Source organism: Gorillibacterium massiliense (genome assembly GCF_000455485.1).
Lineage (GTDB): Bacteria > Bacillota > Bacilli > Paenibacillales > NBRC-103111 > Gorillibacterium > Gorillibacterium massiliense.
Map to the genome: position 1 here is coordinate 169,708 of NZ_CBQR020000102.1, position 22,547 is coordinate 192,254.

Sequence of the window (22,547 nt, forward strand, 5' to 3'; positions counted from 1 at the left end):
TTGAGTTAACTCCAAGTCAAGCCGCTCCAACTTGCCGAAAAAAAAGAAGCCCTTCACCGCCGGATACCCGCGGCCGAAGGACCTCTTTATACCAAATCTTACTTTTGCTTCGCCATAATGTCCGCAACCGCTTTGTCGAACTTCTCCAGCAGTTGGTCGGAGGTGATGCGCTTGCCCATAAACTCCTGCATCGCAGCGCCGAGGCCTTGAGTCGTGCCATCCGGGAAGCGGTCCCAGTGCCAGCCTTTGACGCGGTCCGGGTGATCAGCTTGCAGCTTGTTCAGCTCTGTTGCGATCGGCCCGATGGCTGCAGAGTCTGCCGGAATGCTCGTAAGAGCCGGGATGAACTTGAACTCGGTGGCGATGTAGTGCTTACCGGTGTCGGAAGTAACCATCCACTCCAGGAATTTCTTTGCTTCGTCCGGGTGGGCGGACTTGCTGTTGACGATCCAGTTGTTCGGAACGCCCGTATAAACATAACCGCTGGTAGTATCGTTAATCGGAAGCGGGATGGTGCCGATGTTCATGTTCGGCGTAACGCCGTCGATCATGCTTTGTACCCAATTGCCCTGCTGCATCATAGCCGCTTGGCCCGATGCAAAGCCGGTCACTTGCGAGTTGTAGTCCGTCGTCAGGGCATTGGTTTGGCCGTATTTGAACATCAACTCGACCAGTTTCACCCATTCCTTCATCGTGGCATTGTCTTTAAACGTCGCTTTGCCCGCTTTCACATCTTCTACGAATTGGGCCGGATTTTCTTGGTTGGAGATCCCCACGTTCGCCAGGTGAATACCCAACGACCACCACTCATTCGTAAGCATGAAAGGAGTGATGCCGGCGTCCTTCAGCTTTTTCGCCGTTGCTTCCAGCTCCGTCAAGGTTGTCGGCAGCTTGTCAATGCCCGCTTTGGCGAACAGGTCCTTATTGTAGATGAGGCCGTAGCCTTCCACGTTCATCGGCATGCCGTACAGCTTGCCATCCACCGTCGTCGGGGCTTTCGCCACTTCGATAACGTCCTTGACCCAGGACTCATTGGAAAGATCGGTAGCCCGGTCCATGTAAGGGACGAGGGAAGCGAAACCGCCGTTGTTGAAAATTTCCGGCTCCTCGCCGGCTGCCAGAGTGGCTCTCAGCAGTGCGCCGTAGTCTTCGCCGCCGCCGTGAGTTTCAATATCGACTTTGACGCCGGTTTCCTTTTCGTATTCCTTCGCCATTGCTTTCAATTTCTCGTCGATTTCAACTTTAAACTGAAACACCTTGATCGTAATGTCTTTCTTAGGCGTTTTCGTTGCGGCCGCAGTTTCGCTTGCCTTCGTGCTTGCTGGCGATGGTGAAGCGGATGCCGCTTCTTTGTTGCCGCTATCTTTCGCACCCGAACCGCAGGCGGTAAGTGACAGGGCAAAGACAGAGGATAGCGCGAGTAGGGCGATTTTCTTCATGGGTTGTTGACCTCCCGAATTATTGTAGAATCCACTACGCTTTTCATTGGGTTCGACACGCTCATTATAGAGGGAGGCTCCCCATTCGCGATATGGATTAAATTAAACAAAATGGTGTAATTTGTTGATATTGTTAAAATCAACCTTTGAGTGCTCCTTGTGAGACGCCTTCTACGACGTGCTTCTGCAGCGACAGGAAAAACACGATAATCGGCACAATGCTGAGGGTCAACGCGGCCATGGCCAAGTCCCATTTTTTCGTATATTGCCCAAAGAAGGATTGTATGGCTAGCGGAATCGTCCGCAGTGCATCATTCCGGCCAATGATGAGCACCGGTAGCAAGTAATCGTTCCAAATCCACAGTACATTCAAAATAATGACCGTCACGGCAATAGGACGAACGAGCGGCAACACGATCCGGAAAAATACCCCGTAAGGAGAACAGCCGTCGATGACCGCCGACTCCTCGATTTCGTGAGGAACCGATTTGATAAACCCGTGGAAGAGGAACATCGCCAGAGGCAGCCCGAACCCGATGTAGCAAACAATTATGCCGTATAAAGTGCCGTGCAAATGCAGCAAAGCCGCAACCTTGACCATCTGCAGCATGATCGATTGGAACGGAATGATCATAGCCGCAATGAGGACAACGAATATCAACCGGTTAAAAGTCGTTGGCCGCCGCACGAGGCGATAAGCGAGCATCGCGCTGAACAGCACAATGCATAGAACGCTAAGCACTGTTATCATCAACGAATTGACTGCGACTTTGGGGAAATCGATGATTTCCCACGCCTTTTTGAAATTATCCAGTGTAAAATCCTTCGGCCATGAAGCGGCATCGACCAAGATTTCGCGGAATGACTTAAACGAGTTGCTAATCAAAAAGTAGAAGGGCGACAGAAACAACAAGCCGACCAAGCACGCGAGTATTTCAAAGCCAAAGAGAGAAAAGGAATAGTTCGATTTGGTTTTCACTACGCTTCCACCTCCCGCTTCTTCGTCACGAGCACTTGGGTGACCGTCACAATCGCGACGGCGAAGAAGAACACCATCGCCTTCATCGTGCCGAGTCCGAAATTACTGTTGGTGAAAGCTTCTCTGTAAATGTTCAAGGCGAGAGATTCCGTCGCGGTTCCCGGACCGCCATTGGTCAAGGAAAGGTTCAGGTCGAACATTTTGAAGGCACTGGAGGTCGTCAAGAACAAACAAATCGTGATCGCGGGCATGACCATTGGCAGTGTAATCCTACATAGCGTCTGCCAGCGGCCTGCTCCATCTATTCGCGCAGCCTCCTGTAAATCCTTCGGCACGCCGACGAGCGCCGCAATATACACGATCATCATATAGCCTGCCGTTTGCCACACGAAGACGATGACTGTACCCCAAAAACCGGTTGCCGGCGTGCCCAGCCACGGTTCCTTGAAGAGGCCGATGCTGGAATGTTGGCCGATGGTGTAGAAGCCTTTGACGAAAATGAACTGCCAGATGTAGCCGAGCAGCAAGCCGCCGATGACATTGGGCAGAAACAACACGGTACGAAGGGCGTTTTTCAGCTTCAAGCCTTTCGTCAGAAGAAGGGCGAAACCAAACCCAAGGACGTTCGATAGAACAACTGTCACAGCCGTAAATTTGAGCGTATACAGAAAGGATCGCCAAAACCGCTCTTCTCCGAGCAAAATATGCAAATTGTTCAACCCTGTCCAAGTCGGAGCGGCACGGATGCCATCCCATTTTGTGAATGAATAATAGAATCCCATTAAGAACGGCACTATGACGATAATGAGGAACAAAAGCAAACCCGGCCCGACAAAAACCGTCTGCTGCAGCCATTCTCCCCTTCTTTTTCTGCCCATCTCCATTCCCCCAAAGCGATAACGTATGTGCTAATATCGAAGACTACCCCAAGTATAGGGGGTTAGTGCCCGAATGAACTACCGCCGATCATGACGGGCAAGGTGGAATATATTGACCAAAACTTTTCAGTTGCCGCAGCAAAATGAATACGCTATCATTCGCTTATATTCGATTCCGAAGGAGAACGGCCATGTTCCATAGCATCCGAACGAAGCTCATTCTGCTCCTGCTCGTGGCGACTGTCGTCCCGATATCCACTTCCATGATCATCTCTTACTACTACACGACAAACTCAGTCACGAAGGATACGATCCGCAGTACGGAGTCGATGCTTTCTTTGGGAAAGCAAAACTTGCTGAACTACATGAACACCGTCAATCAGTCGAGCTTGACGATCTATTCCGGCATCAACCAGGCGGGCTCGCTTTATACGTATATCGAGGATTTGGAGCATACCTCCGGAGCGAGCGGCGTGCCGGAATCCATAATATCGCCGCCGGAAACCCTGCGCAGCCAGCTGTTGAATATGCTCCGTTCAGTCAAGGAATTTTACAAAATCCATCTTTACACGGCAAAAGACCACATGTCCACTCTGCAGGTAAACGACTTCAACCGGCATCTGTACAATCCAAAATTTGTCCTACCCAAATCTTCCGCCGCCTACGTCGAGCCTCCCCATGTCAGCCACAACTACGGAATGGGCGATATCATCCCGCTGCGCGAGCGCCAGACGGTACTGACGTTTCATCGGCCGATCATCAAGACTCCAGCCGATGAGATCCTTGGCATCGTCTCCATCGACATCAAGATGGACTTGATCCGCAGCATCGGCGAGCAGTCAGGGGCGGGTGATACGTTGTACATTTTCGATCAGAGCGGCCATATCATTTACGCACCGGACGAAGCCCTGTGGGGAACCGTGCTAAACGAAGGCTGGACTGGGCCGATCCGCGAATCGGAGTCTGCAAGCGGCCATTACGATTGGACAAAGAACGGCTTCTCCGGCCTTGTTTTCTATGAAAAGCTGTCCACTCGCTACATGAATTGGACGATTGTTAAGCTTACGCCTTACAGTGAGCTTAGCGCGAGTGCAAGAGGCGTGACGAAAATCAATAGTTACATCTTCGCCCTGTTCCTCAGCGTGGCGGTGGTTTTGATGATGTATATTACGATCCGCTTGACCCGATCCATCAAAAAGATGCTTGTTTACGTCCGAAAAGTCGAAAGCGGGAACCTGCTGCAGGAAATCGATATCGACTCCAACGACGAATTGGGCATTCTCGCCCGCCGCTTTCAATCGATGATGCATACGATCAACGATCTCATTTTGCGTGAATACAAGCTGGAAATTGCCAACAAAACCAATCAGCTCAAGGCTTTGCAGGCACAGACAAACCCGCACTTCCTGTACAATGCGCTGCAGTCCATCGCGACATCCTCACTGCAGAACCAGGACCAGAAGACGTACTCGCTCATCACTTCTCTCGGCCGGATGATGCGCTACAGCATGCGAACGGATGAGGCTTTCGTGGCATTGCAGCAGGAACTGGATTACGTGCTTGCTTACTTAAAGCTGCAGAAGCAGCGCTTTGACGATACCTTCGACTACACGATAAACGCCGACGAAAAAATCTTGCATATCCCGATTCCGAAAATGATCATTCAGCCGATCGTGGAAAATTACTTTAAGCATGGCTTTGTTCCGCGGGAAGAATTGGCCCGGATCGCCATAAGCATCGGGTGGGATGAGGAGATGGAACGAATCGAAATCACCGTGGAAGATAACGGAACCGGCATAGACGCAGATCAGCTTGAGACGATGCAAATGAGGCTATCTCGCGTGGCCAGGGGCGAAGATCCGAAAGACGCGACACAGGAGCATATCGGGCTGGAAAATGTGCTCTCCAGACTTGTCCTTTTGAACTACGACACACCGGAAATGCACTTGTCAGCAGTTGAACCCTACGGCTTGAAAGTCCTTTTACGGTTCCCACCGCAGCCCACAGAACCGAAAACCAGCGAATCGAAGGAGGAAAACGCATGAATGCCATCATCGTAGATGACGAAAAACACGTACGCGACGCCGTGCGCCTGCTCGTCGATTGGAACCGCCACGGTATCACCCAGGTGTTCGAAGCATCGGACGGCGAGCAAGCCATCGAGCTCATCTCTCAAGAGAAGCCTGATCTTATTTTCATCGACATGATGATGCCGGTGAAAACCGGATCCGAATTGCTGGAATGGATCGTCATCCATTCCCCCCTCAGCAAAACTATTGTCATCAGCGGCCACGACGATTACAAGCTCGTCCGCCATACGCTGAAGCACGGCTGCGTTGACTACCTGCTCAAGCCGATCGATGCTGACCAACTGGCCGAAACGGTGCAGAGAGCACTAGATAGCTGGTACGAGGAAGAGCAGAAACGGCACCGGACGGCACAGCAAAATATCGAGGTCAACCAACTGAAACCGGTCTATTGGGACAAGTTTTTCTCAAGTCTAGTCTCCGATCCGTCCTCCATCGGAACCGCGATGGAATCCCTTCGTGTGGAGTTTGGCCTATCGGCCAGCGGCCATCTGTGCCGTGCCGTCGTGATTGGACTGGACTGCATCGAACCCGCTCTTGCCGGCAAATTCGGTGCGAATCGCGAGCTGCTCGTCTTCTCGCTCACCAACATCTGCAATGAGTTCATTCGTCGAAATAATACGGGATACGCCTTTCGGTACTGGAACAGCGACAAGGAAATATTAATCTTGCTCTGGAACGGTACGGACGAGATCGATGCGCTTTTGAATGAGATGAACTCCGGTATGGCACGGACGCTAGGCACGCGCCTGCACTTCGGTATCGGCTCGGCGCAGCCGTTCCCGTACGGTTTATCCGAATCGTACAAGGAAGCCAAAAACGCCATCCGGCAGCGGAATTTGCTTGACGACTGGGCTTATAACCATTACATCAACCGACAGCAATCAGGCAGTCCGATTGTACGCTTTAACGAGCATGCGGAAGATTTGCGGATGGCCGTCCAAAGCGGAAACACCGATGCCATCGCTAAAGCCGTAGGTCAAGCCATCTCTCCCTTGCGCAAGCTCCAACCTCTGACCGTGGAACAGTTAGAGCTCTGGTGGAACGAATATACGGTGTATTGCTCCCACTTGCTGCAAGAGCTCGTAAGGGACACCGAGGTGGATATCGAGCTGCCAGACATGATCCGACCCTTCGGCATTCCGCTAGATGGGGCTGGTAAACCATCTTTGGAGATCTGGGAGGATGAACTGAACCGCGCCATGCGTCTCGTCTCCAAGCTGCTTGCGGAGAAACGGCGCAAAGAAAACAACCTCGTCCATGAGATTGCCAAGTTCATTCAAGCCAACTATCAGAACGAGTTAACTTTGCAGGATATCGCCAATCATCTCTATGTAGGACGGGAGTATATCTCCCGCCGGTTCAAGCAAGAAACCGGGGAAAACGTCTCCGACTACATCGGCCGGATCCGCAACGAGAAAGCGAAGCTTCTTCTCTTAAACCCCAACCTCAAAATCGCCCAAATCGCCGAAATGGTCGGCTACCAGGACGAAAAGTATTTCAGCAAGGTATTCAAGAAGCTAACCGGCATGACCCCGAACGAGTATCGAAAAGCAGGGGTTGTATGAGGATCAACGTGAAATCTAAAAGGCCCAACTCCCTCGGGAGTGGGCCTGATTTTTATATGAGCTGCTGCAAATTTTTACATAACGAGGTGCAATTCGCGTTCAGGGCTGTTGCTGTCGCTTTCGCCGCTAAGTCCAAGGATCTGCGCTGTCGAGCTTTGAATCTCAGCGATCAGCTCCGGGTTTTTCAATAAGGACACACCGTAAGAGGGAATCATTTCCTTCAGCTTCGGTTCCCAATCCTTGATTTGCTGCGGGAAGCATCTTTTCAGAACCTCCAGCATGACGGAAACAGCAGTGGAGGCACCTGGTGAAGCCCCAAGCAAGGCGGCGATGGAGCCGTCGGCGGCGCTGATCACTTCCGTGCCGAATTGAAGCGTCCCTTTTCCGGCGTCCGTGTCTTTGATGATTTGTACGCGCTGCCCGGCCACCAGCAGATCCCAATCCTCGCTTTTGGCACCCGGAATGAATTCCCGTAATGCGTCCATACGTTTTTCTTTGGATAACATCACTTCTTTGATCAGATAGGTAGTCAAAGAAGCATTTTTCACGCCTGCCGCCAGCATCGTAACGAGATTATGAGGCTTCACAGAAGCAACCAGATCAAGCATCGAACCGGATTTCAAAAACTTCGGTGAGAACCCGGCAAACGGTCCAAACAGCAACGTTTCCTGGTCGTCGATAAAACGCGTATCCAGATGGGGAACCGACATGGGAGGGGCGCCGACCGCCGCTTTTCCGTACACTTTTGCATGATGGTGTACTACGATATCGGGCTTCTTGCACACCATAAACAGGCCGCTGATCGGAAAGCCGCCAATCCCTTTTCCTTCCGGAATTCCGGACTTTTGCAGCAATGGCAGACTCCCGCCCCCACTGCCGATAAAGACAAATTTCGCTGTATGGCTTTCCACCGCGCCGCTATCGACGTTCCGCACCTTAACTTCCCACAATCCGTCGTCCGTGCGTTTGATATCTTCAACTTGATGCTTGAATTTAATCTCGACATTTTTACTTCTCAAATGATCGAACAAGATGCGTGTCAAGGCGCCAAAGTTGACGTCCGTCCCCGTTTCCATCCTCGTTGCCGCGATGGGTTTATCCAAGACACGGTCGTTCATCATAAGCGGAATCCATTCCTTCAGCTTTTCCGGGTTATCGGAATATTCCATCCCTTGAAACAGAGGATTGGCTGACAGCGCTTTAAATCGTTTTTGCAAAAAAGCTACGTCATCTTCTCCCTGCACAAAACTCATGTGGGGGACAGGCACGATAAAGTCGCGGGGATTGCGGATTAAATTGCGGCTTACCAGATAAGACCAAAACTGCCGGGAAACCTGATAGTCTTCATTCACCTTGATCGCTTTGCTGATATCGATGGATCCATCCGGTTGTTCGACGGTATAGTTAAGCTCGCATAAAGCAGAATGTCCCGTTCCCGCGTTATTCCACTCGTTGGAGCTTTCCTCACCCACGCTTTCAAGCTTCTCAAACACGGTCATTTTCCAGTCCGGCACGAACTCCTTCAATAACGACCCTATAGTCGCACTCATGATTCCGGCACCAATTAAGATAACGTCGGTTTTGGTTTGTCCGCTGTTCATTTTTACCGCCCTTATACGCTTTTATTTGGTGAAAAAGATAGGCGCTCCTGCCTAGACTCCACAGTAAGCCGGGCTGCATTCCGCTCGCAACCCAATCTGGACCACTGATCATCGCACATCGCAATCACAAATAGAATAAGATACTTATTATTATATGATATTTATTTGCTACATTAAAGCGAGATTACGATCAAATAGATAGAGAAAAAGACTATCCTGCTGGATAGCCTCTTTCTTTTTTTCTATTTCAATAAATACCAAAACGATCTACTGTCTTTTCACGACGGGTACCCATAGTTCATTTTTATTTTCCTCGATAGGCAAGTAACATTCGATTGCCGGTAAATAGGCAAGATCGTAGGCGGAAACGGGAACCCACTCGGTATAAAGACGCTTCCATAGGTCTTGGAGATGATCCGGTGATCCTGGCGCTTCGAAAACCGCCCACGTAGCCTCCGGGAAGTCCATTTTCACCATGCTTTCCGGTGGAGATTGGTCCGAAACGATCGCCAAAATGTAGTCAAATTCTTCATTCTTGCCGAATTCCCCGTTCGCGCAAACACCTAAAATTCCTCTAACCTTGTGACTGGCATCGCGAATGTCCCACAGTTGCTCAAAAATCCCCTTCTCCCTTGCTTCCCCCCATATGGCCGGCACAACTTCGAAGGCTTTTTCCGTATTCACGCGGTTCTTGACTCCTACAATCGTGAACGGACCGGCTTCCTCCATTCGGTAATTCATCTCCGCAACCCCTTTTATCGAGAGTTGAAAGGACATTCGTGGGAAGGCTTTAAGTTTGGTGCCTGGGTTTCGCGCGGCAGTGGGCGTTGTTCCATGCATATTTTGAAAAGCACGGGCAAATGCCTCAGGCGAATCGTAACCATACCGGAGCGCAAGATCAATGACTTTAACTTGGCTATTCTGGAGTTCAAAAGCCGCCAACGTGAGACGCCGCCGCCGAATATACTCCGACAACGAAACCTCCGTAATAAAAGAAAACATGCGTTGAAAATGATAGGCAGAGCAGCATGCGACTTTGGCTACTTCAGAGTAGGCGATTTCTTCGGTAATATGATCCTCGATATAGGTGATTGCCTCATTCATTCTTGAAACCCAATCCATCCCCACTACATCCTCTCGCCAATCAATATAAAGCATTGCAAAAAAGATAGCCGTGCAATCCGTGCACAAAATTGCTAGGGTACCTAGTCATCCATCCCATTTAGGAGCCGATTATACCTTTCTCTAACCATTCCAAAATGGCATCCACCGCTTCCCTGTACCTTTGCCCTACGAGCAAGCCGGTATGCGTGGTGCCCCAAAGCCCTTTATATTCGGCATGGAGGTGCGCCGCTGTCGCCCTGCCCCGTCGGTCGTCGTCATCGCTGTTAACCGCATTGATCACCAAACACGGGCAAGAAATCAGCCTGCCGTCAATGGATATCCCAGTTGCTCCAAAATGAGCCGAAAAAGCGTTAATGGCCAAGAATGACTCCGTTGCCAAATACTTTCGTTGAAAGGCAATGTCATCTGCCGATTCATCCTGACTGGATTGCTCTTCACGAGTTGGGGCAGGCACGATGAGCTCGGGTACTACTGGAGCTATATCTTTGTAGGGTACCTCTTCAAGGACCTCTTTACTGACGCTTGAATCGACCAGCACCAATCCGGCAAGCTCAAGAATCTCCGCTACCTTTTGGCTCAAAATCCCTCCCATGCTGAATCCGATAAGAATCGGAGGAACGCCACACTCTGCGATCACTTCTTTAATATCGTCCAAATAATCCTCGAACGTAATCCTCGTCATATCCATGACCCTGCTTCTGTAATGGCTTCTCATGTTCATGACATAGCATTTCCAACCATCCTGGATAAAGTGGGGAATGTATTTGCTCCACATCCAACTGCCAGTGTAGGCACCGTGTACAAAAAGCAAAGGAGGTCTATTGGAGTTATCTTTCTTGGGGTTCTCCCCCTCGAATATCTCCAGGAACAAATCGTTCTCCCCGATGTACTTAACCTCATGCTCAGGCAAATCTTTCGTGTAATCCTTCATGGTCATGTCCTCCTCATTTAGTTTTATATCAAACTATTTATCGAAAAAAAAATTAAAAATTGTTGTAAATTTTCTTTAAAATGCGAAGCAGCTCCTGTTTTTCTTGTTCCGAAACGTTTAAATAGAACACGTCCAGCATTTCTGCGGATACGGATTCAAAGATCGATTCCAGCTCGCTTCCCTTGTCCGTTAATGCGACATAAACGACTCGAGCATCCTCCTTGTCCCGTTCCTTGGTGACATATCCGAGCCGAACCAGCTTGTCGACGAGTGCCGTGACGGTGGACTTATCCTTATTAATTCTTTTGGAAATATCCGCCATCGTGAGTTTAGGCGTCTTCATAAGAGCATAGATGATATCGCCATGGGACGTGCCGATATCATCTATCCCGTTTTTGGTCAACTCCGAAAGGATAAACCGGTTCACTTTCTCTCTAATTTTGGAGATCAATGAAATGACATCTCTCGTTTCCATACCCGCATTATAGTTTGATATCAAACAAATGTCAATTTACTTTTCGCTTACCGCGAAGCCATACTTCACGAATCGATAACGTATCCGTGATATTCACTGTCGGGTCACCATCAACCAAAACCAAATCCGCTCTTGCCCCCTCCACGATGCGTCCCCGATCGTTCAGCCCAAAACGGCGTGCCGTTTTTGACGTTGCAGACTGCAGCGCTTCAATCGGCGTAAAACCCGCTTCTACCAATAGCTGCATCTCATGGTGAACACTGGCGCCATGGGCAAGCCCGCCAAGGGTTGGAACCGGCACGGAGACATCCGTTCCTACCAGGATATCAACACCTGCTCGATGAAGATCCATCACGTTCCGGTAATTATCTTCCATGCTGCCTTGAGGGTAAGTTGAGAAGCTGGAGTTCAAAGTTTCGATCCACTCTGGACTCAACTTGCTGCTCACGCGCGGATCATTGGCCACTATTGTCGCGGGGTTGCCAATAATAGAGGAGTTCAATACAAGACACGGGGTTACGAATGCACCGGCGTCTGCAATCATTTTCACCAAATGAGGCGTGGTATCCGGGCGATCGATGAATAAGTGCGCGAGTCCGTCGACTCCAATTTCGATCGCTTGACGAGAGGCTTCAGCCGTCAACACATGGGCAATCGCCAACTTACGATGCCGATGAGCTTCCTCCACGGCAGCACGAAGGATATCTTGGCTCAAGACAGGCAAGCCGGGCGCCGCCAACACCGAACCTTCCTCAATCATGATCTTAATGTAATCGGCTCCCTGTCTGACTTGCTCGTTAACGAATGCCAAGGCTTCCTCCCGGCTCGTCACCGCGGGCGCCTCTCCGTGATCATGCGCATGAGCGGCCAACATAGCGTTGCGGTCTTCCTCACTCATCTTCTCCAGTTCCTTCAATACGAAGTCCGGGATTTCACCATCGCCAGGCATGAGTTCATCGGGATGTCCGCCCGGGGGCGTGATTCCCATCCCGGCAGATCGCACGTCGGCAATATCCTCGATTCCTTTCAATTGTCCCTCGCGGCCCGTTTTTGTGAACCCACCCATCATCTCCAATTCAGTCGTTACACCGAAATTCAGAGCATCCCGAAGACCCTCCACGGAAGTGTGAACGTGAGCATCAATCAGACCGGGTAGCAAAGTCCCACCTTCCGCATCGATAATGACCGCATGTTCCGGTACTTCTCCACCAATCGAAACGATCGTTTCTCCTTCGATCAGAACCGTTTTTACTCCGATTTCGTTCTCTCCATCAAAAATACGCGCATTGATAATGGCCGTAATCATGGTTTCTCTCTCCCTTGTCTTTTGATTGTCGCCTTAATGATTGAAATATAACAGTTAGAATTCTAACTGTCAATAGTTAAACTGAATGAAGTCAAACAATAAATTGACAGTCAAGCCTCCGAAAATTAAACTTATCTTATTATTAGAAATCTAACTGTTAGCAAGGGAGTCGGCACTGGAATGTCAAAGGAAACATTGCATACCCCATATTCGGATCTGATTCGAGACATCGGAATGAACATAAAGAACATGGCAAATGACAGATTATCAGAGTTGGGGTTAAACGCTCAGCAGGGGCAAATGCTCGGTTTCATTTTTGAAAATCAAGAAAAGGGCGTCATTCAGAAGGATTTGGCGGATCGGTTTAACCGCAAAGGAGCCACCATCACCAGCATGCTCCAAGGGTTGGAGAAAAAGGGGTACATCAAACGCATCATACCAGAGGATAACGAGCGGCAGAAAAAGATCTATTTATTGAAAAAGGGAGCCGACCTCGTCGAAGAATTTAATAAAATTTTCACCGAAGTTGAAAAAAACATTACCCATGGCCTGTCCGAAGCAGAAAGCAAGATCTTCATGGAGCTATTAATCAAAGTGAAAGCGACCATGTAGGTCATGAGGGAACAGGTGATCATGTTGCCATTATGTAAAAATAAAAATAAATGAACACATCACAAACACAGGTATCCCTGTGTCACAAGTTGAGAACCCTTACTAAGTAAGGGTTTTAATTGTTCACCCTATCTGGGATAGTCCAACAAAGAAGGTATAATCTGTAAGCTTGCCGAAACAATTAAATAAAATGCTACCCAAAAATTAATGTTTAGTTTATCAATTTTTCATAAATGAACTCTATAATGGAAAAGTCGACCAAAGTTAGATAGGCAGGGTGATTATGCGCCAATTATCAACGAAACTATCCAAAGAGAGACTCGCTATTCTAGCCTCCCTTTTTATAATCCTGCTTTATGTCTCCCCACTTTTTCTATTGGGAGCAAACGCTCATATCCGGGTTCACGATAATTTGGACTCCAACATCGCCTGGTACAAGGTGCTAGTTCGAAGTCACGAGCTATTCGGACCGCTGAATGCGACAATTCCCCAGGTGATTAATGGATTGCCACGAGGTGCCATTGAATCAGAATATAGCGGGATTGTTTGGCTGCATGCGCTTTTCCCCACCATGATCGCTTATTCCTTCAGCCAAATCATCACGAGGGTCGTGGCTTTTCTCGGCATGTACCTCCTCCTGAAAAAACATTTCGTGAAAGAGCCGGATACCGGCCTTATTCGTGTCGGAGTTTCTCTCGCTTTCGCTTTGACGCCATTTTGGCCGTCAGGTATGTTAAGCACATTGGGGCAACCTTTGGCGCTATGGGCATTTTTGAATATCCGCAAAAGAGAATTCTCCTGGAAAAATTGGGCGGTTCTCATTCTCCTGCCCCTGTATTCCAGCTTTGTTCTCGGCTTCTTCTTTTTCTTGACGGCAATGGGGTTGCTTTGGCTGCGAGACCTGATCAAAAAGCGCGCTTGGAATCCCGCATTTATCGGGAGTATCGCGCTCATGACCGTGGTTTATTTGGCCATCGAATATCGGCTTGTGTTTGGGCTCGTTTTTTCGAATACTCCCTCCAGCCGATCGGAATTCGTCAATTCAACTCTCGATCTTTGGCATTCCATTTCTCTTACTTTTGTGAATTTTATTTTTGGTCATGGCCATGTTTTGACCATGCATACCTTGGTCATCCTGCCGATTCTTTTTATAGCGCTAGGTATTATAATCAAACAAAAAAGCCTGCGAGAGAATAAATGGTTCACTTATTTGCTTGGGCTGAATTTTGTCCTGTCCGTATGGTACGCCTTTTGGTATAGCAAAATGTGGCAGCCGCTGAAGGAACATTTTTCGATCCTGCAAACGTTCAATTTTGCGCGTTTTCATTTTCTGCATCCACTCGTGATCTATCTTGGCTTTGCCCTCGGACTCCTTATCCTTTGGAAAATGGGCAATAACTGGCAAAAGAAAGTGAAGCTTTGCCTTGTTCTACAGATTGTTTTCCTTTTCCTATGCAACGATGAAATCATTTATCGCGTACACGGCGACCCCAGTGTGAAACAGTTTTATGCGGTGGATCAATTTAAACAGATTAAGGATTATATCGGGCAACCCCAGGAATCCTATCGAGTAGCCAGCATTGGGCTTCACCCTGCTATCGCGCAGTACAATGGCTTCTATACACTGGACACCTACAACAATTACTATCCCCTTACGTACAAGCATGATTTTCGAAAAATCATCGCGAAAGAATTGGATAAAAATCAAGAACTGAAATCCTATTTCGATCAGTGGGGAGGCCGTTGCTACCTCTTTGTAAGTGAACTTGGAGAGAAGTATGATTTCAAAAAGGACTCCACGAAAGAGATCCACCATCTGGAACTGAATATGGATGTTTTCCGGGAAATGGGGGGCCGTTATATTTTTTCATCCGTGCCCATTATGAATGCCGATGAGGATGGACTCCGATTTTTGAAGTCCTTTGACAACCCCGCTTCCGCTTGGAAGATCTATCTGTATCAAGTGAAAATGACGAAATAGAGGGACTCAAAGCGCCCCCTACCTGTAGGCGTTTCGTGGCCAAGCCGGATGCTGTTCGGAATGCCGATATGCCTTCGGCGTCATACTTTGCCATTTCTTAAACACCTTGTTGAAATAGCTCTGGTCGTTAAAGTTCAACCATGCTGCGATATCGGTGATCGGATAGTCGGTCAACGTGAGCAGCTTTTTTGCTTCCTCGATCCGTTCCCGCTGGATGTACTCAGAAATCGTCAGGCCAATCTCCTTACTGAAAAGGCTCGACAAGTAATTCGGGCTGAGATTCGTGCGCTCGGCAAGCCGGTTGAGCGTAATGTCGCCGTACAAATGGCTCGCGATCTCGTTCAGACATTCCTGCACGGCTGGCGAGTAATGGCCCCGATGGAGCTCTGCTACCCGGTCGACGAAATCAAACAATGCCTCCATCATGACAGCGGTAACCGCCTGCAGCGTACCTTTCTCCTCTAACTGCTGAATATAGAAATCACTCAGCGTAAACGCATCCTCCTCGAGCATGCCCCCTTCAATCGCCGCTCGGCAGATCAGAGCGATACCCGTAATCATCAGGTTCTTCTCGCTCCGCAGCCGGCTTCGCATAGCCAGCACGCCGAACTCTTCCTCGCTGATGATGGATTCATTGACGAATGACCGAATACGTTCTTTCTCTCCCCTGCGTACATAGTGCAGTAAAACACGCTCATATGACAGATTAGCATGCAGAATGCCATTGCGACGGCTTCGGGACAGCGCGGCATCTCCCTCTTCCTTTTCCACAACCGGTTCCAACAGCGGCGCGCCGTTTGCCAGTAGGTTTGCTGAAGGATCGACAAGCTGCCGGCGAATCGCATAGTGAATCATGAGGCTCAGCGCGCGGGAACGCTCTTTGGATACCATAGGAACCTTCTCGTACAAATCGAAAAGCTGCCTCTGGTTATCCGCATGGAGTGTGCTCATCGTCTCATTCAACTGGCCATCCAGCGGCTTCTCATGCAAGTACGGGCCAACGACAAGCGTACCGGCAAGCCGGTCTTCATTTAGCGCGTTCACAAAGAAATACTGAAGCCGGGAACGTGTAAAATGAACCGGCTGCTCCGCGGTATGCAACGCATAAGCGTAACCGGCGAGTTGCTCGCGAATCGATGCGAAATACGGGCTCACTCGAAGTTGAGGATCGGCCCATCCCGATTCAATCCTCCGCCCCGGATGTATGATAAAAACAGGCAGTTGAAGGGCATCATAGAGAAGCTGGCCAAAAACAGCCAACTCCGGCAGCATATTCATGTGAACCTCCACAGAACGAAAAAGTGTAACAATATTTTAATATTATTATATTAAAAATGTACAATAAATCATTGACAAACACAATAAACCGCTTTCAAAGAGATCTACACTGAGGTTGCAGAGAACATCCATTACACTGCAGAAAGGGAAGAGCCAAATGTTGGACAATAAAATCGCTATCGTTACTGGAGCAGGAAGCGGCATCGGCCGAGCAAGCAGCTTAAAAATGGCGGGCTATGGCGCGAGTATCGTTGCCGTCGATTTCAACGAGGCATCCGGCCAGGAGACTGTTAAGCTTATTCAGGAACAAGGCGGGGAAGCGATCTTCGTGCAAGCTGACGTATCAAAAAGCGAGGATGTTCAGCGTTATGTAAAGGCAGCAAAGGATGCCTATGGCCGTATCGATATTTTCTTTAACAATGCCGGTATCGTACAGAAGTTCGCGAAGCTCGCGGACGTTGACGAGAACGAATTCGACAGGGTCATGAACGTAAATGTCCGGGGGGTCTTCCTCGGCATGAAATATGTTTTGAAGGTAATGGAGGAGCAAGGAAGCGGAACGATCATTAATACGGCTTCAACCGCGGGAGTAAAGAGCGAGCACAGCGCTTCCGCTTATTCAGCAAGCAAGCATGCGGTTGTCGGTCTGACGAAAGGCGCGGCGATCGAGTATGTGAAGAAAGGCATCCGCGTCAACGGCATTTGCCCGGGTGGAGTTGAAACAGCACTGACTAAGAGCGTAGGACAAGCTTTCACGTCGGGCGGATACGTGCCGGAGGAAGTCGGCAATATGCGTATGGGCCGCTTTGCGCAGCCAAACGAGCTGGCGGAAGTCGTCTCTTTCCTCGCTTCCGATCGCGCCAGCTACATGACAGGCTCCATCGTAGTGGTTGACGGTGGCCTGACGCTTTAAGTCTATCCGATACAGGGAGGTAACCAAATATGAAACTTCAGGACAGAGTAGCGATTATTACAGGTGGAGCCTCTGGCATCGGGCGCGGTATTGCCCACGCGATGGCCAAGGAAGGCGCGAAGGTTGTCATTGTAGACATCAACGAAGAACACGGAATGGCTACAGAGAAAGAACTGAATGAAATCAGTCAAGGTAAATTCATCAATGCAAATCTTAGAGACCGTTCTGACCTCAAGCGTATTGTAGACGAAACGGTAAACGCCTTTGGACAAATCAACATCCTCGTCAATAACGCACACGTCTCCAAACAGGTGATGTTTGCCGAAACAACTCCGGAGGATTTGGCGCTCTCGTTCGAAACCAGCTTCTACCCGACCTTTTTCTTGATGCAGCTATGTTACCCGCACCTAAAAGAAACGAAAGGCTCGGTCATCAACTTTGCCTCCGGCGCCGGCCTTTCCGGCATGCCCACTCAAGCGGCTTACGGCTCGGCTAAGGAAGCTATTCGCGGGCTGTCGCGCGTAGCGGCCAACGAATGGGGCATCGACGGCATCAACGTAAACTGCATCAGTCCGATCGCCAATTCGCCAGGCGTACAAAAGTGGAGCGAGCTTTTCCCTGCCGAATATCAAGCGATGATCGATGCCATCCCATTGAGACGAATTGGCGACACCGAACACGATATCGGGCGCGTTGCCGTATTTCTGGCCAGCGACGATTCCAGCTACATGACAGGACAGACGCTAATGGTCGACGGCGGTTCTATCATGCTGCGGTAAAAACAGTTGCCAAAAACAAAGTAGACCCTTCAAGTTAAATACGATTCAATACGTTAAAAAATCCCTCACCCCCGAATGGCGGTTGAGGGATTTTCGCTATTTTGGCGACTTCCCGCCATCTATGAACCTTTACAATTTCTCTACAAAAAATATACCTTCTTTTTACAATTCAGCGAAACTCCGTTAACAAACGGAAGGGAAAATGTACCTAGTTATATTTTACCAGACTCAGAGAATCAGGGTGGCAGTAGAATTCGTTGCAAGTAACCAAATCCATTCAAGCAGGTGAAAAGATGAAAAGCAAAGTCAGCCGTTTTGTTCTCGCAAGCGCCCTCCTCGCAGCCGCCGTCGTGCCCGCAACCGCCGGTGCCGCACCCGTTCCCGCCGCAGTAAAGACATCCATCAGTTCCGTCTCCATCTCTTTCAATGGAGAAGCCCGTAACATTCGGGTTATCCAATCAGGGGACACCACGCTCTACAGCATCAAAGATCTTGCGGAAGGTTACGGATTAAAAGCGGAATACTCCAACAACACCGTTCTCGTTAAAGGAAATAATACGGTACGGGTAAATGTAGGGAAAGCCGACTATACGGTCAATGGCCAAACCGCCCAATTCTCGACGAATACCCAGCTTGTGCAAGACTCGCTTTTCATCGAACTCACTCCTTTCGTTAAAGCTCTTGGCGGAACGGTTCTGGAACTAAACGGCGCCACGAGCATTTACACATTCCCGCTTCTGAGCGGATCCTTCAGCCACCCTCAATGGATTAACAACGATGAACTGATCGCTGCTGCTGAAGGAGACGATTCCTCCGCTCTCTACCAGATCAATCCGGTCACTTTAGCGAGCGAGAAACTCTCGAGAAATGAAAATAGCCTGCAGCCGGTCATTTCCCCGGATGGAATGTACGGCGCGTTCGTGGACAGCAGAGCCCAATTGCAGCTGCTCCAACTGAACAATGGCGTCAACACTCCGCTCGGCATCGACACCACGACCAAAACCGATCTGGTATGGTCCTCAGACAGCAAAAAGATTTTCTTTATCCAAGGCGACAACCAGGAGAAAATCTCCAGCATTGACCTGGTTACGCGTTCGATCACCACAATCCTTGACGACAAGGTTAATTTCAAGTCGGATCTGCGAGTAACGCCGGACAACAAAACGTTCCTGTACACCGTCAATGTGACGGGCACCGCCGTGAACGATGCTAACTCCACCTTAGAATCGCTGACCATCGATTTCTCCAAAGCCGGCCAGCAGCTTTATCTTCTGGATTCCGCTACCAAAGACGCCAAGCCGGTTCAGCTGACCACCGCAAACGACAATAAACTCTCGCCCCTGCTGCTTCCTGACGGTCATGCCGTGTACGTAAGCTTTAATCCAGATGGCGATTCGGTAACCGGCAGCCTGAAATTGTCCGCAGAAGCGGGCAAATTCACGGATCTCCTCTCCGGACTGGACGTAGAATCCACCCTGTTGACCGCTTCTGGGCAACTGATCGCCATCGTCTCCGAAGGGGACCTCACCACCGTTTATGCGGTGAAAGAAAACGGCGTGAAAACGAAGCTCTTTTCCACAAGCTTGGATATAACTGAACTTGCCCCGTCCCCAGATGGAAGCCGCTTTGCCGCTATCGTTGACGGAAAAGTCATCGTATTTAAAAACAACACAGTAACGCAAGTTACGGAATAATTCGCATCCTAACCTAACTCTTTCCCGAAAGGTGATATCCTCCATGAAAAAGATGAGTAAAGTATTTCTGACCGCCGTTGCCGCCATTATGGTTATGACCACTGGCCTAACAGCAGAAGCTAAATCGACCCTGAAAGGCAAAATCACCATCAACGGATCCACAGCGCTGCTGCCCCTTACCCAGCAAGCCGCCAAGGAATTCCGCACCAAGAACCCCGGCGTTACCATCGCCGCTTCCGGCAAAGGCTCCGTAACCGGTCCCCAATCCGTTGAGAAAGGCATCGCCGACATCGGCGCTTGCGACTGGGATGCCAGCACAGACGTACCGGGCTTCAAAAAGTTTACGGGCCAAGTAGCCAACAAAGTCGCGGCGATCCCCTTCGCTGCCGTCGTGAACAATAACGTGAGCGTCAGCAACTTGACCACCCAGCAATTGAAAGATATTTTCTCCGGTAAAATCAAAAACTGGAAGGAAGTCGGCGGCCAAGACGGGGAAATCGTCATCATCAACCGGGCGTTCGGTTCCGGCACCCGCGTCAACTTTCAAATGAAGGCGCTGGAGAACGGCGATATCAACAAACGCGATAAGAACTACAAGGAAGTCGGTTCCAGCGGCGAGATGAAGACCAACGTCGCCAACACGAAGAACGCCATCGGTTTTCTCGACCTTGTCTATGTGAACAGCGATCTTAAGGCGCTGAAAATCAACGATGTCGAGGCTTCCCCGGCAAACGTCATCAACGGCACCTACAAAGTGTGGAGCTACGGCTACTACATGACCAAGGGCCAACCTACCGGCGTCACGAAGGCTTTCATCGACTATGTGCAAAGCAGTGACTTCCAACAAGGCTCCGTGAAAAAAATGAAATTCATCCCGCTCAACTCCATCAAGAAATAATTGGGCGGCCTACTGTTTGCCCGTTGAATCGTTCTTCAGATCAGTCGGCCCTCACACCGTAATCGGGGCCGGCTGATTATTGATTTAGGGAGGCACCTGGAAACCTATGAATAAACCCTCAGTCGAACTCTACCCGGAAATCGTGAAGCAGCCAAGGGCACGGCTATCACTCTTCGGAAACCGACATTCCCGGACGTTGGCGGCGAACCGCCTCGCGGGCTTCTTTTACCTGCTGTGCATCCTGGCGCTCTGCTTCGTACTGGGTATGATCCTCATAATGATTGGAAGAACCGGCCTGCTCACCTTCGGGGACATTTCTCTCCGTGCCTTCCTGTCCCTGAATTGGACTCCCGAGGATGACCAATTCGGCGCAGGCTCCCTCATCCTCGGCACGCTCATGCTGACCGGCCTGACGATGCTCTTCGCCGTTCCCCTATCCATCGGGATCGCGATCTTTCTCTCAGTCATCGCACCACCCTGGGTTAAACGCCTGCTTCGCCCCCTCATGGATATGCTCGTCGGGATTCCTTCCGTCGTTTACGGCTATATCGGTTTAACGGTGATCGTTCCTATCATCCAGCGGGCGTCCGGGGAAAATCTAGGTGATGGCCTATTAGCCGCCGCTCTCGTTCTGACCCTTATGATCCTCCCCACGGTGAGCCGCATCAGTGATGATGCCATCACGGCTGTTCCCGAACGGTATCGGGAAGCCTCTTACGCTCTAGGATCCACTCGGCTGCAGCTTATCACCCGCATCCTGCTGCCCTCCGCCAGCCGCGGGATCATTACCGCCGTCATCCTCGGCATGGCCCGGGCGATCGGCGAAACGATGGCCGTCGTCATGGTCATCGGCAATACCGCCCAACTAGCGAAGTCTCTGGTAATGCCAACCGCCGTCTTAACCAGCAACATTGTCATGCAGATTTCCAATGTCGAGTTTAACTCCACTTGGAACCACGCCCTTTATTTGATGGCCTTCCTGCTGCTGCTCATTTCCCTGCTGCTCATCATCATCATCCGGTTTATCCGGCCCAAAAAGGAGGAGAGCGCATGATCCATCCAGCCCCTGTGAAAAAAAGGGTCCCCCTCTCCCGCTATTTGGATAAGCTCTCTACCGGACTATTCTGGCTGTTGGGCCTCATTGTCACCGCCCTGATCCTCTGGCTTCTGTTTACCATCGTCCGAAAAGGCCTACCGATGCTCTCCCTCGACTTTCTCCGCAAGCCGCCGGAAGAATTGGACTTAGGAGGCGGAATCGGGCCGGAGCTGTTCAACTCCTTTTATGTCCTGTTCATCTCTCTGCTGATCTCACTGCCCATCGGCATCGGAGCGGGCATTTACATGGCCGAATATGCGCCTAACAACAAGTTCACGGAGTTTCTGCGTATCTGCGTAGAAGGGCTGGCTTCCGTTCCGTCCATCGTATTCGGACTCCTTGGAATCGCAATATTCGTCCAATATTTCCACCTTGGGCTGACTATTCTCGGCGCAGGGGTCAGCTTGGCATTCCTGAATCTGCCGGTCCTCACCAGCGTCACTGAAGAGGCTGTGCGAGCCGTTCCCCGAGAGCTTCGGGAAGCCGCATACGCCCTTGGCTCCACAAAATCCCAGGTCATCCGCACCGTCGTCCTCCCCGCTGCCCTCGCGGGTATCGTTACCGGCGCCTGCCTTGTGGCAGGTCGGGCGTTCGGCGAATCCGCTGTCATTATTTTGACGGCCGGTCTTAGCACCTCAGGAAAAATGTGGGATTTCAGCCTGTTCTCTCCCGGAGAAACACTGGCTGTCCATCTCTGGTACGTCCAGTCGGAAGCCATCGTCGAGGATGCGCGGCAGATTGCCGACAAATCCGCGGCGGTGCTCGTGATCGTCGTCCTGCTGATCAATCTGGTATTCCGAGTCCCCTTGTGGCTGAGAGACCGGAGAATGAAGTGAACCCTTCTATCACGTATCCGCTATATAGCTAAAAAGCACAAAGCCTCTTCCATCTTCGGAAAAGGTTTTGT

General features: G+C 50.1%; 19 protein-coding genes. 10 read left to right on the top strand and 9 right to left on the bottom strand.

What is annotated here, in order from left to right; all coding sequences use genetic code 11:
• Nucleotides 1–98: 98 nt before the first annotated feature.
• From TJ79_RS13875 to TJ79_RS13885, 3 genes are all read right to left on the bottom strand, one after another.
• Nucleotides 99–1,439: an ABC transporter substrate-binding protein gene (locus TJ79_RS13875; protein ID WP_040950902.1), complete on the bottom strand. Its 1,341-nt coding sequence runs from the start codon at nt 1,437–1,439 to the stop codon at nt 99–101.
• Nucleotides 1,440–1,578: 139 nt separating this feature from the next.
• Nucleotides 1,579–2,418, bottom strand: a complete 840-nt coding sequence (locus TJ79_RS13880) for a carbohydrate ABC transporter permease (RefSeq protein WP_040950903.1) — start codon at nt 2,416–2,418, stop codon at nt 1,579–1,581.
• On the bottom strand, nt 2,418–3,296 hold the full coding sequence (locus TJ79_RS13885) for a carbohydrate ABC transporter permease (protein ID WP_040950904.1): 879 nt from the start codon (nt 3,294–3,296) through the stop codon (nt 2,418–2,420). Before TJ79_RS13885 ends, TJ79_RS13880 begins: the two co-directional genes overlap by 1 nt.
• A gap of 191 nt (nt 3,297–3,487) precedes the next feature.
• Here TJ79_RS13885 and TJ79_RS13890 point away from each other — a divergent pair, with 191 nt between their 5' ends.
• Nucleotides 3,488–5,341 (top strand): sensor histidine kinase, encoded by a 1,854-nt coding sequence (locus tag TJ79_RS13890; RefSeq protein WP_052339587.1) that lies wholly within the window; start codon nt 3,488–3,490, stop codon nt 5,339–5,341.
• A complete protein-coding gene (locus TJ79_RS13895) occupies nt 5,338–6,951 on the top strand; it encodes a response regulator (RefSeq protein ID WP_040950905.1) in 1,614 nt (537 codons plus the stop codon). Before TJ79_RS13890 ends, TJ79_RS13895 begins: the two co-directional genes overlap by 4 nt.
• Before the next feature lie 74 nt (nt 6,952–7,025).
• Here the strand turns inward: TJ79_RS13895 and TJ79_RS13900 are convergent, their stop codons facing one another.
• The 5 genes from TJ79_RS13900 to TJ79_RS13920 all read right to left on the bottom strand — a co-directional run bounded on the left by TJ79_RS13900 (nt 7,026) and on the right by TJ79_RS13920 (nt 12,389).
• A complete protein-coding gene (locus TJ79_RS13900) occupies nt 7,026–8,552 on the bottom strand; it encodes a malate:quinone oxidoreductase (protein ID WP_040950906.1) in 1,527 nt (508 codons plus the stop codon).
• 267 nt (nt 8,553–8,819) lie between these two features.
• Complete coding sequence (locus TJ79_RS13905) at nt 8,820–9,674, bottom strand: AraC family transcriptional regulator (RefSeq protein ID WP_040950907.1); 855 nt, start codon at nt 9,672–9,674, stop codon at nt 8,820–8,822.
• Nucleotides 9,675–9,774: 100 nt separating this feature from the next.
• Nucleotides 9,775–10,608, bottom strand: coding sequence for an alpha/beta fold hydrolase (locus TJ79_RS13910; protein WP_040950908.1), 834 nt, complete (start codon nt 10,606–10,608; stop codon nt 9,775–9,777).
• Between the two features lie 52 nt (nt 10,609–10,660).
• Nucleotides 10,661–11,083: a MarR family winged helix-turn-helix transcriptional regulator gene (locus tag TJ79_RS13915; protein WP_040950909.1), complete on the bottom strand. Its 423-nt coding sequence runs from the start codon at nt 11,081–11,083 to the stop codon at nt 10,661–10,663.
• A 31-nt stretch (nt 11,084–11,114) separates the two neighbouring features.
• Nucleotides 11,115–12,389, bottom strand: a complete 1,275-nt coding sequence (locus TJ79_RS13920; protein ID WP_040950910.1) for an amidohydrolase family protein — start codon at nt 12,387–12,389, stop codon at nt 11,115–11,117.
• A 234-nt stretch (nt 12,390–12,623) separates the two neighbouring features.
• On the opposite strand from TJ79_RS13920, the gene TJ79_RS13925 reads away from it, so the two are divergent.
• Nucleotides 12,624–13,001 carry a MarR family winged helix-turn-helix transcriptional regulator gene (locus TJ79_RS13925; protein WP_238323012.1) on the top strand — a complete coding sequence of 126 codons (378 nt, stop codon included), beginning with the start codon at nt 12,624–12,626 and terminating at the stop codon, nt 12,999–13,001.
• Between the two features lie 283 nt (nt 13,002–13,284).
• Nucleotides 13,285–14,982 (top strand): DUF6044 family protein, encoded by a 1,698-nt coding sequence (locus TJ79_RS13930; protein WP_040950912.1) that lies wholly within the window; start codon nt 13,285–13,287, stop codon nt 14,980–14,982.
• An 18-nt stretch (nt 14,983–15,000) separates the two neighbouring features.
• Here the strand turns inward: TJ79_RS13930 and TJ79_RS13935 are convergent, their stop codons facing one another.
• Nucleotides 15,001–16,260: a helix-turn-helix domain-containing protein gene (locus TJ79_RS13935; RefSeq protein WP_052339588.1), complete on the bottom strand. Its 1,260-nt coding sequence runs from the start codon at nt 16,258–16,260 to the stop codon at nt 15,001–15,003.
• 157 nt (nt 16,261–16,417) lie between these two features.
• Between TJ79_RS13935 and TJ79_RS13940 the strand changes: the two genes are divergently transcribed.
• The 6 genes from TJ79_RS13940 to pstA all read left to right on the top strand — a co-directional run bounded on the left by TJ79_RS13940 (nt 16,418) and on the right by pstA (nt 22,476).
• Nucleotides 16,418–17,173: an SDR family NAD(P)-dependent oxidoreductase gene (locus TJ79_RS13940; protein ID WP_040950913.1), complete on the top strand. Its 756-nt coding sequence runs from the start codon at nt 16,418–16,420 to the stop codon at nt 17,171–17,173.
• A gap of 29 nt (nt 17,174–17,202) precedes the next feature.
• Nucleotides 17,203–17,952: an SDR family NAD(P)-dependent oxidoreductase gene (locus TJ79_RS13945; RefSeq protein ID WP_040950914.1), complete on the top strand. Its 750-nt coding sequence runs from the start codon at nt 17,203–17,205 to the stop codon at nt 17,950–17,952.
• 293 nt (nt 17,953–18,245) lie between these two features.
• Nucleotides 18,246–19,646 (top strand): stalk domain-containing protein, encoded by a 1,401-nt coding sequence (locus TJ79_RS13950; RefSeq protein WP_155987882.1) that lies wholly within the window; start codon nt 18,246–18,248, stop codon nt 19,644–19,646.
• A gap of 43 nt (nt 19,647–19,689) precedes the next feature.
• Nucleotides 19,690–20,544 (top strand): phosphate ABC transporter substrate-binding protein, encoded by an 855-nt coding sequence (locus tag TJ79_RS13955; RefSeq protein ID WP_040950916.1) that lies wholly within the window; start codon nt 19,690–19,692, stop codon nt 20,542–20,544.
• Between the two features lie 106 nt (nt 20,545–20,650).
• Nucleotides 20,651–21,598, top strand: coding sequence for a phosphate ABC transporter permease subunit PstC (gene pstC / locus TJ79_RS13960; protein WP_040950917.1), 948 nt, complete (start codon nt 20,651–20,653; stop codon nt 21,596–21,598).
• Nucleotides 21,595–22,476 carry a phosphate ABC transporter permease PstA gene (gene pstA / locus TJ79_RS13965; protein WP_052339589.1) on the top strand — a complete coding sequence of 294 codons (882 nt, stop codon included), beginning with the start codon at nt 21,595–21,597 and terminating at the stop codon, nt 22,474–22,476. The genes pstC and pstA overlap by 4 nt, the downstream gene beginning before the upstream one ends.
• Nucleotides 22,477–22,547: the final 71 nt, after the last annotated feature.

Coding starts and splice junctions, on each gene's coding strand:
- TJ79_RS13875 (WP_040950902.1), bottom strand. CDS start 1,439: ATGAAGAAAATCGCCCTACTCGCGCTATCCTCTGTCTTTGCCCTGTCA.
- TJ79_RS13885 (WP_040950904.1), bottom strand. CDS start 3,296: ATGGGCAGAAAAAGAAGGGGAGAATGGCTGCAGCAGACGGTTTTTGTC.
- TJ79_RS13890 (WP_052339587.1), top strand. CDS start 3,488: ATGTTCCATAGCATCCGAACGAAGCTCATTCTGCTCCTGCTCGTGGCG.
- TJ79_RS13895 (WP_040950905.1), top strand. CDS start 5,338: ATGAATGCCATCATCGTAGATGACGAAAAACACGTACGCGACGCCGTG.
- TJ79_RS13900 (WP_040950906.1), bottom strand. CDS start 8,552: ATGAACAGCGGACAAACCAAAACCGACGTTATCTTAATTGGTGCCGGA.
- TJ79_RS13905 (WP_040950907.1), bottom strand. CDS start 9,674: ATGGATTGGGTTTCAAGAATGAATGAGGCAATCACCTATATCGAGGAT.
- TJ79_RS13910 (WP_040950908.1), bottom strand. CDS start 10,608: ATGAAGGATTACACGAAAGATTTGCCTGAGCATGAGGTTAAGTACATC.
- TJ79_RS13915 (WP_040950909.1), bottom strand. CDS start 11,083: ATGGAAACGAGAGATGTCATTTCATTGATCTCCAAAATTAGAGAGAAA.
- TJ79_RS13920 (WP_040950910.1), bottom strand. CDS start 12,389: ATGATTACGGCCATTATCAATGCGCGTATTTTTGATGGAGAGAACGAA.
- TJ79_RS13925 (WP_238323012.1), top strand. CDS start 12,624: ATGAACATAAAGAACATGGCAAATGACAGATTATCAGAGTTGGGGTTA.
- TJ79_RS13930 (WP_040950912.1), top strand. CDS start 13,285: ATGCGCCAATTATCAACGAAACTATCCAAAGAGAGACTCGCTATTCTA.
- TJ79_RS13935 (WP_052339588.1), bottom strand. CDS start 16,260: ATGAATATGCTGCCGGAGTTGGCTGTTTTTGGCCAGCTTCTCTATGAT.
- TJ79_RS13940 (WP_040950913.1), top strand. CDS start 16,418: ATGTTGGACAATAAAATCGCTATCGTTACTGGAGCAGGAAGCGGCATC.
- TJ79_RS13945 (WP_040950914.1), top strand. CDS start 17,203: ATGAAACTTCAGGACAGAGTAGCGATTATTACAGGTGGAGCCTCTGGC.
- TJ79_RS13950 (WP_155987882.1), top strand. CDS start 18,246: ATGAAAAGCAAAGTCAGCCGTTTTGTTCTCGCAAGCGCCCTCCTCGCA.
- TJ79_RS13955 (WP_040950916.1), top strand. CDS start 19,690: ATGAAAAAGATGAGTAAAGTATTTCTGACCGCCGTTGCCGCCATTATG.
- pstC (WP_040950917.1), top strand. CDS start 20,651: ATGAATAAACCCTCAGTCGAACTCTACCCGGAAATCGTGAAGCAGCCA.
- pstA (WP_052339589.1), top strand. CDS start 21,595: ATGATCCATCCAGCCCCTGTGAAAAAAAGGGTCCCCCTCTCCCGCTAT.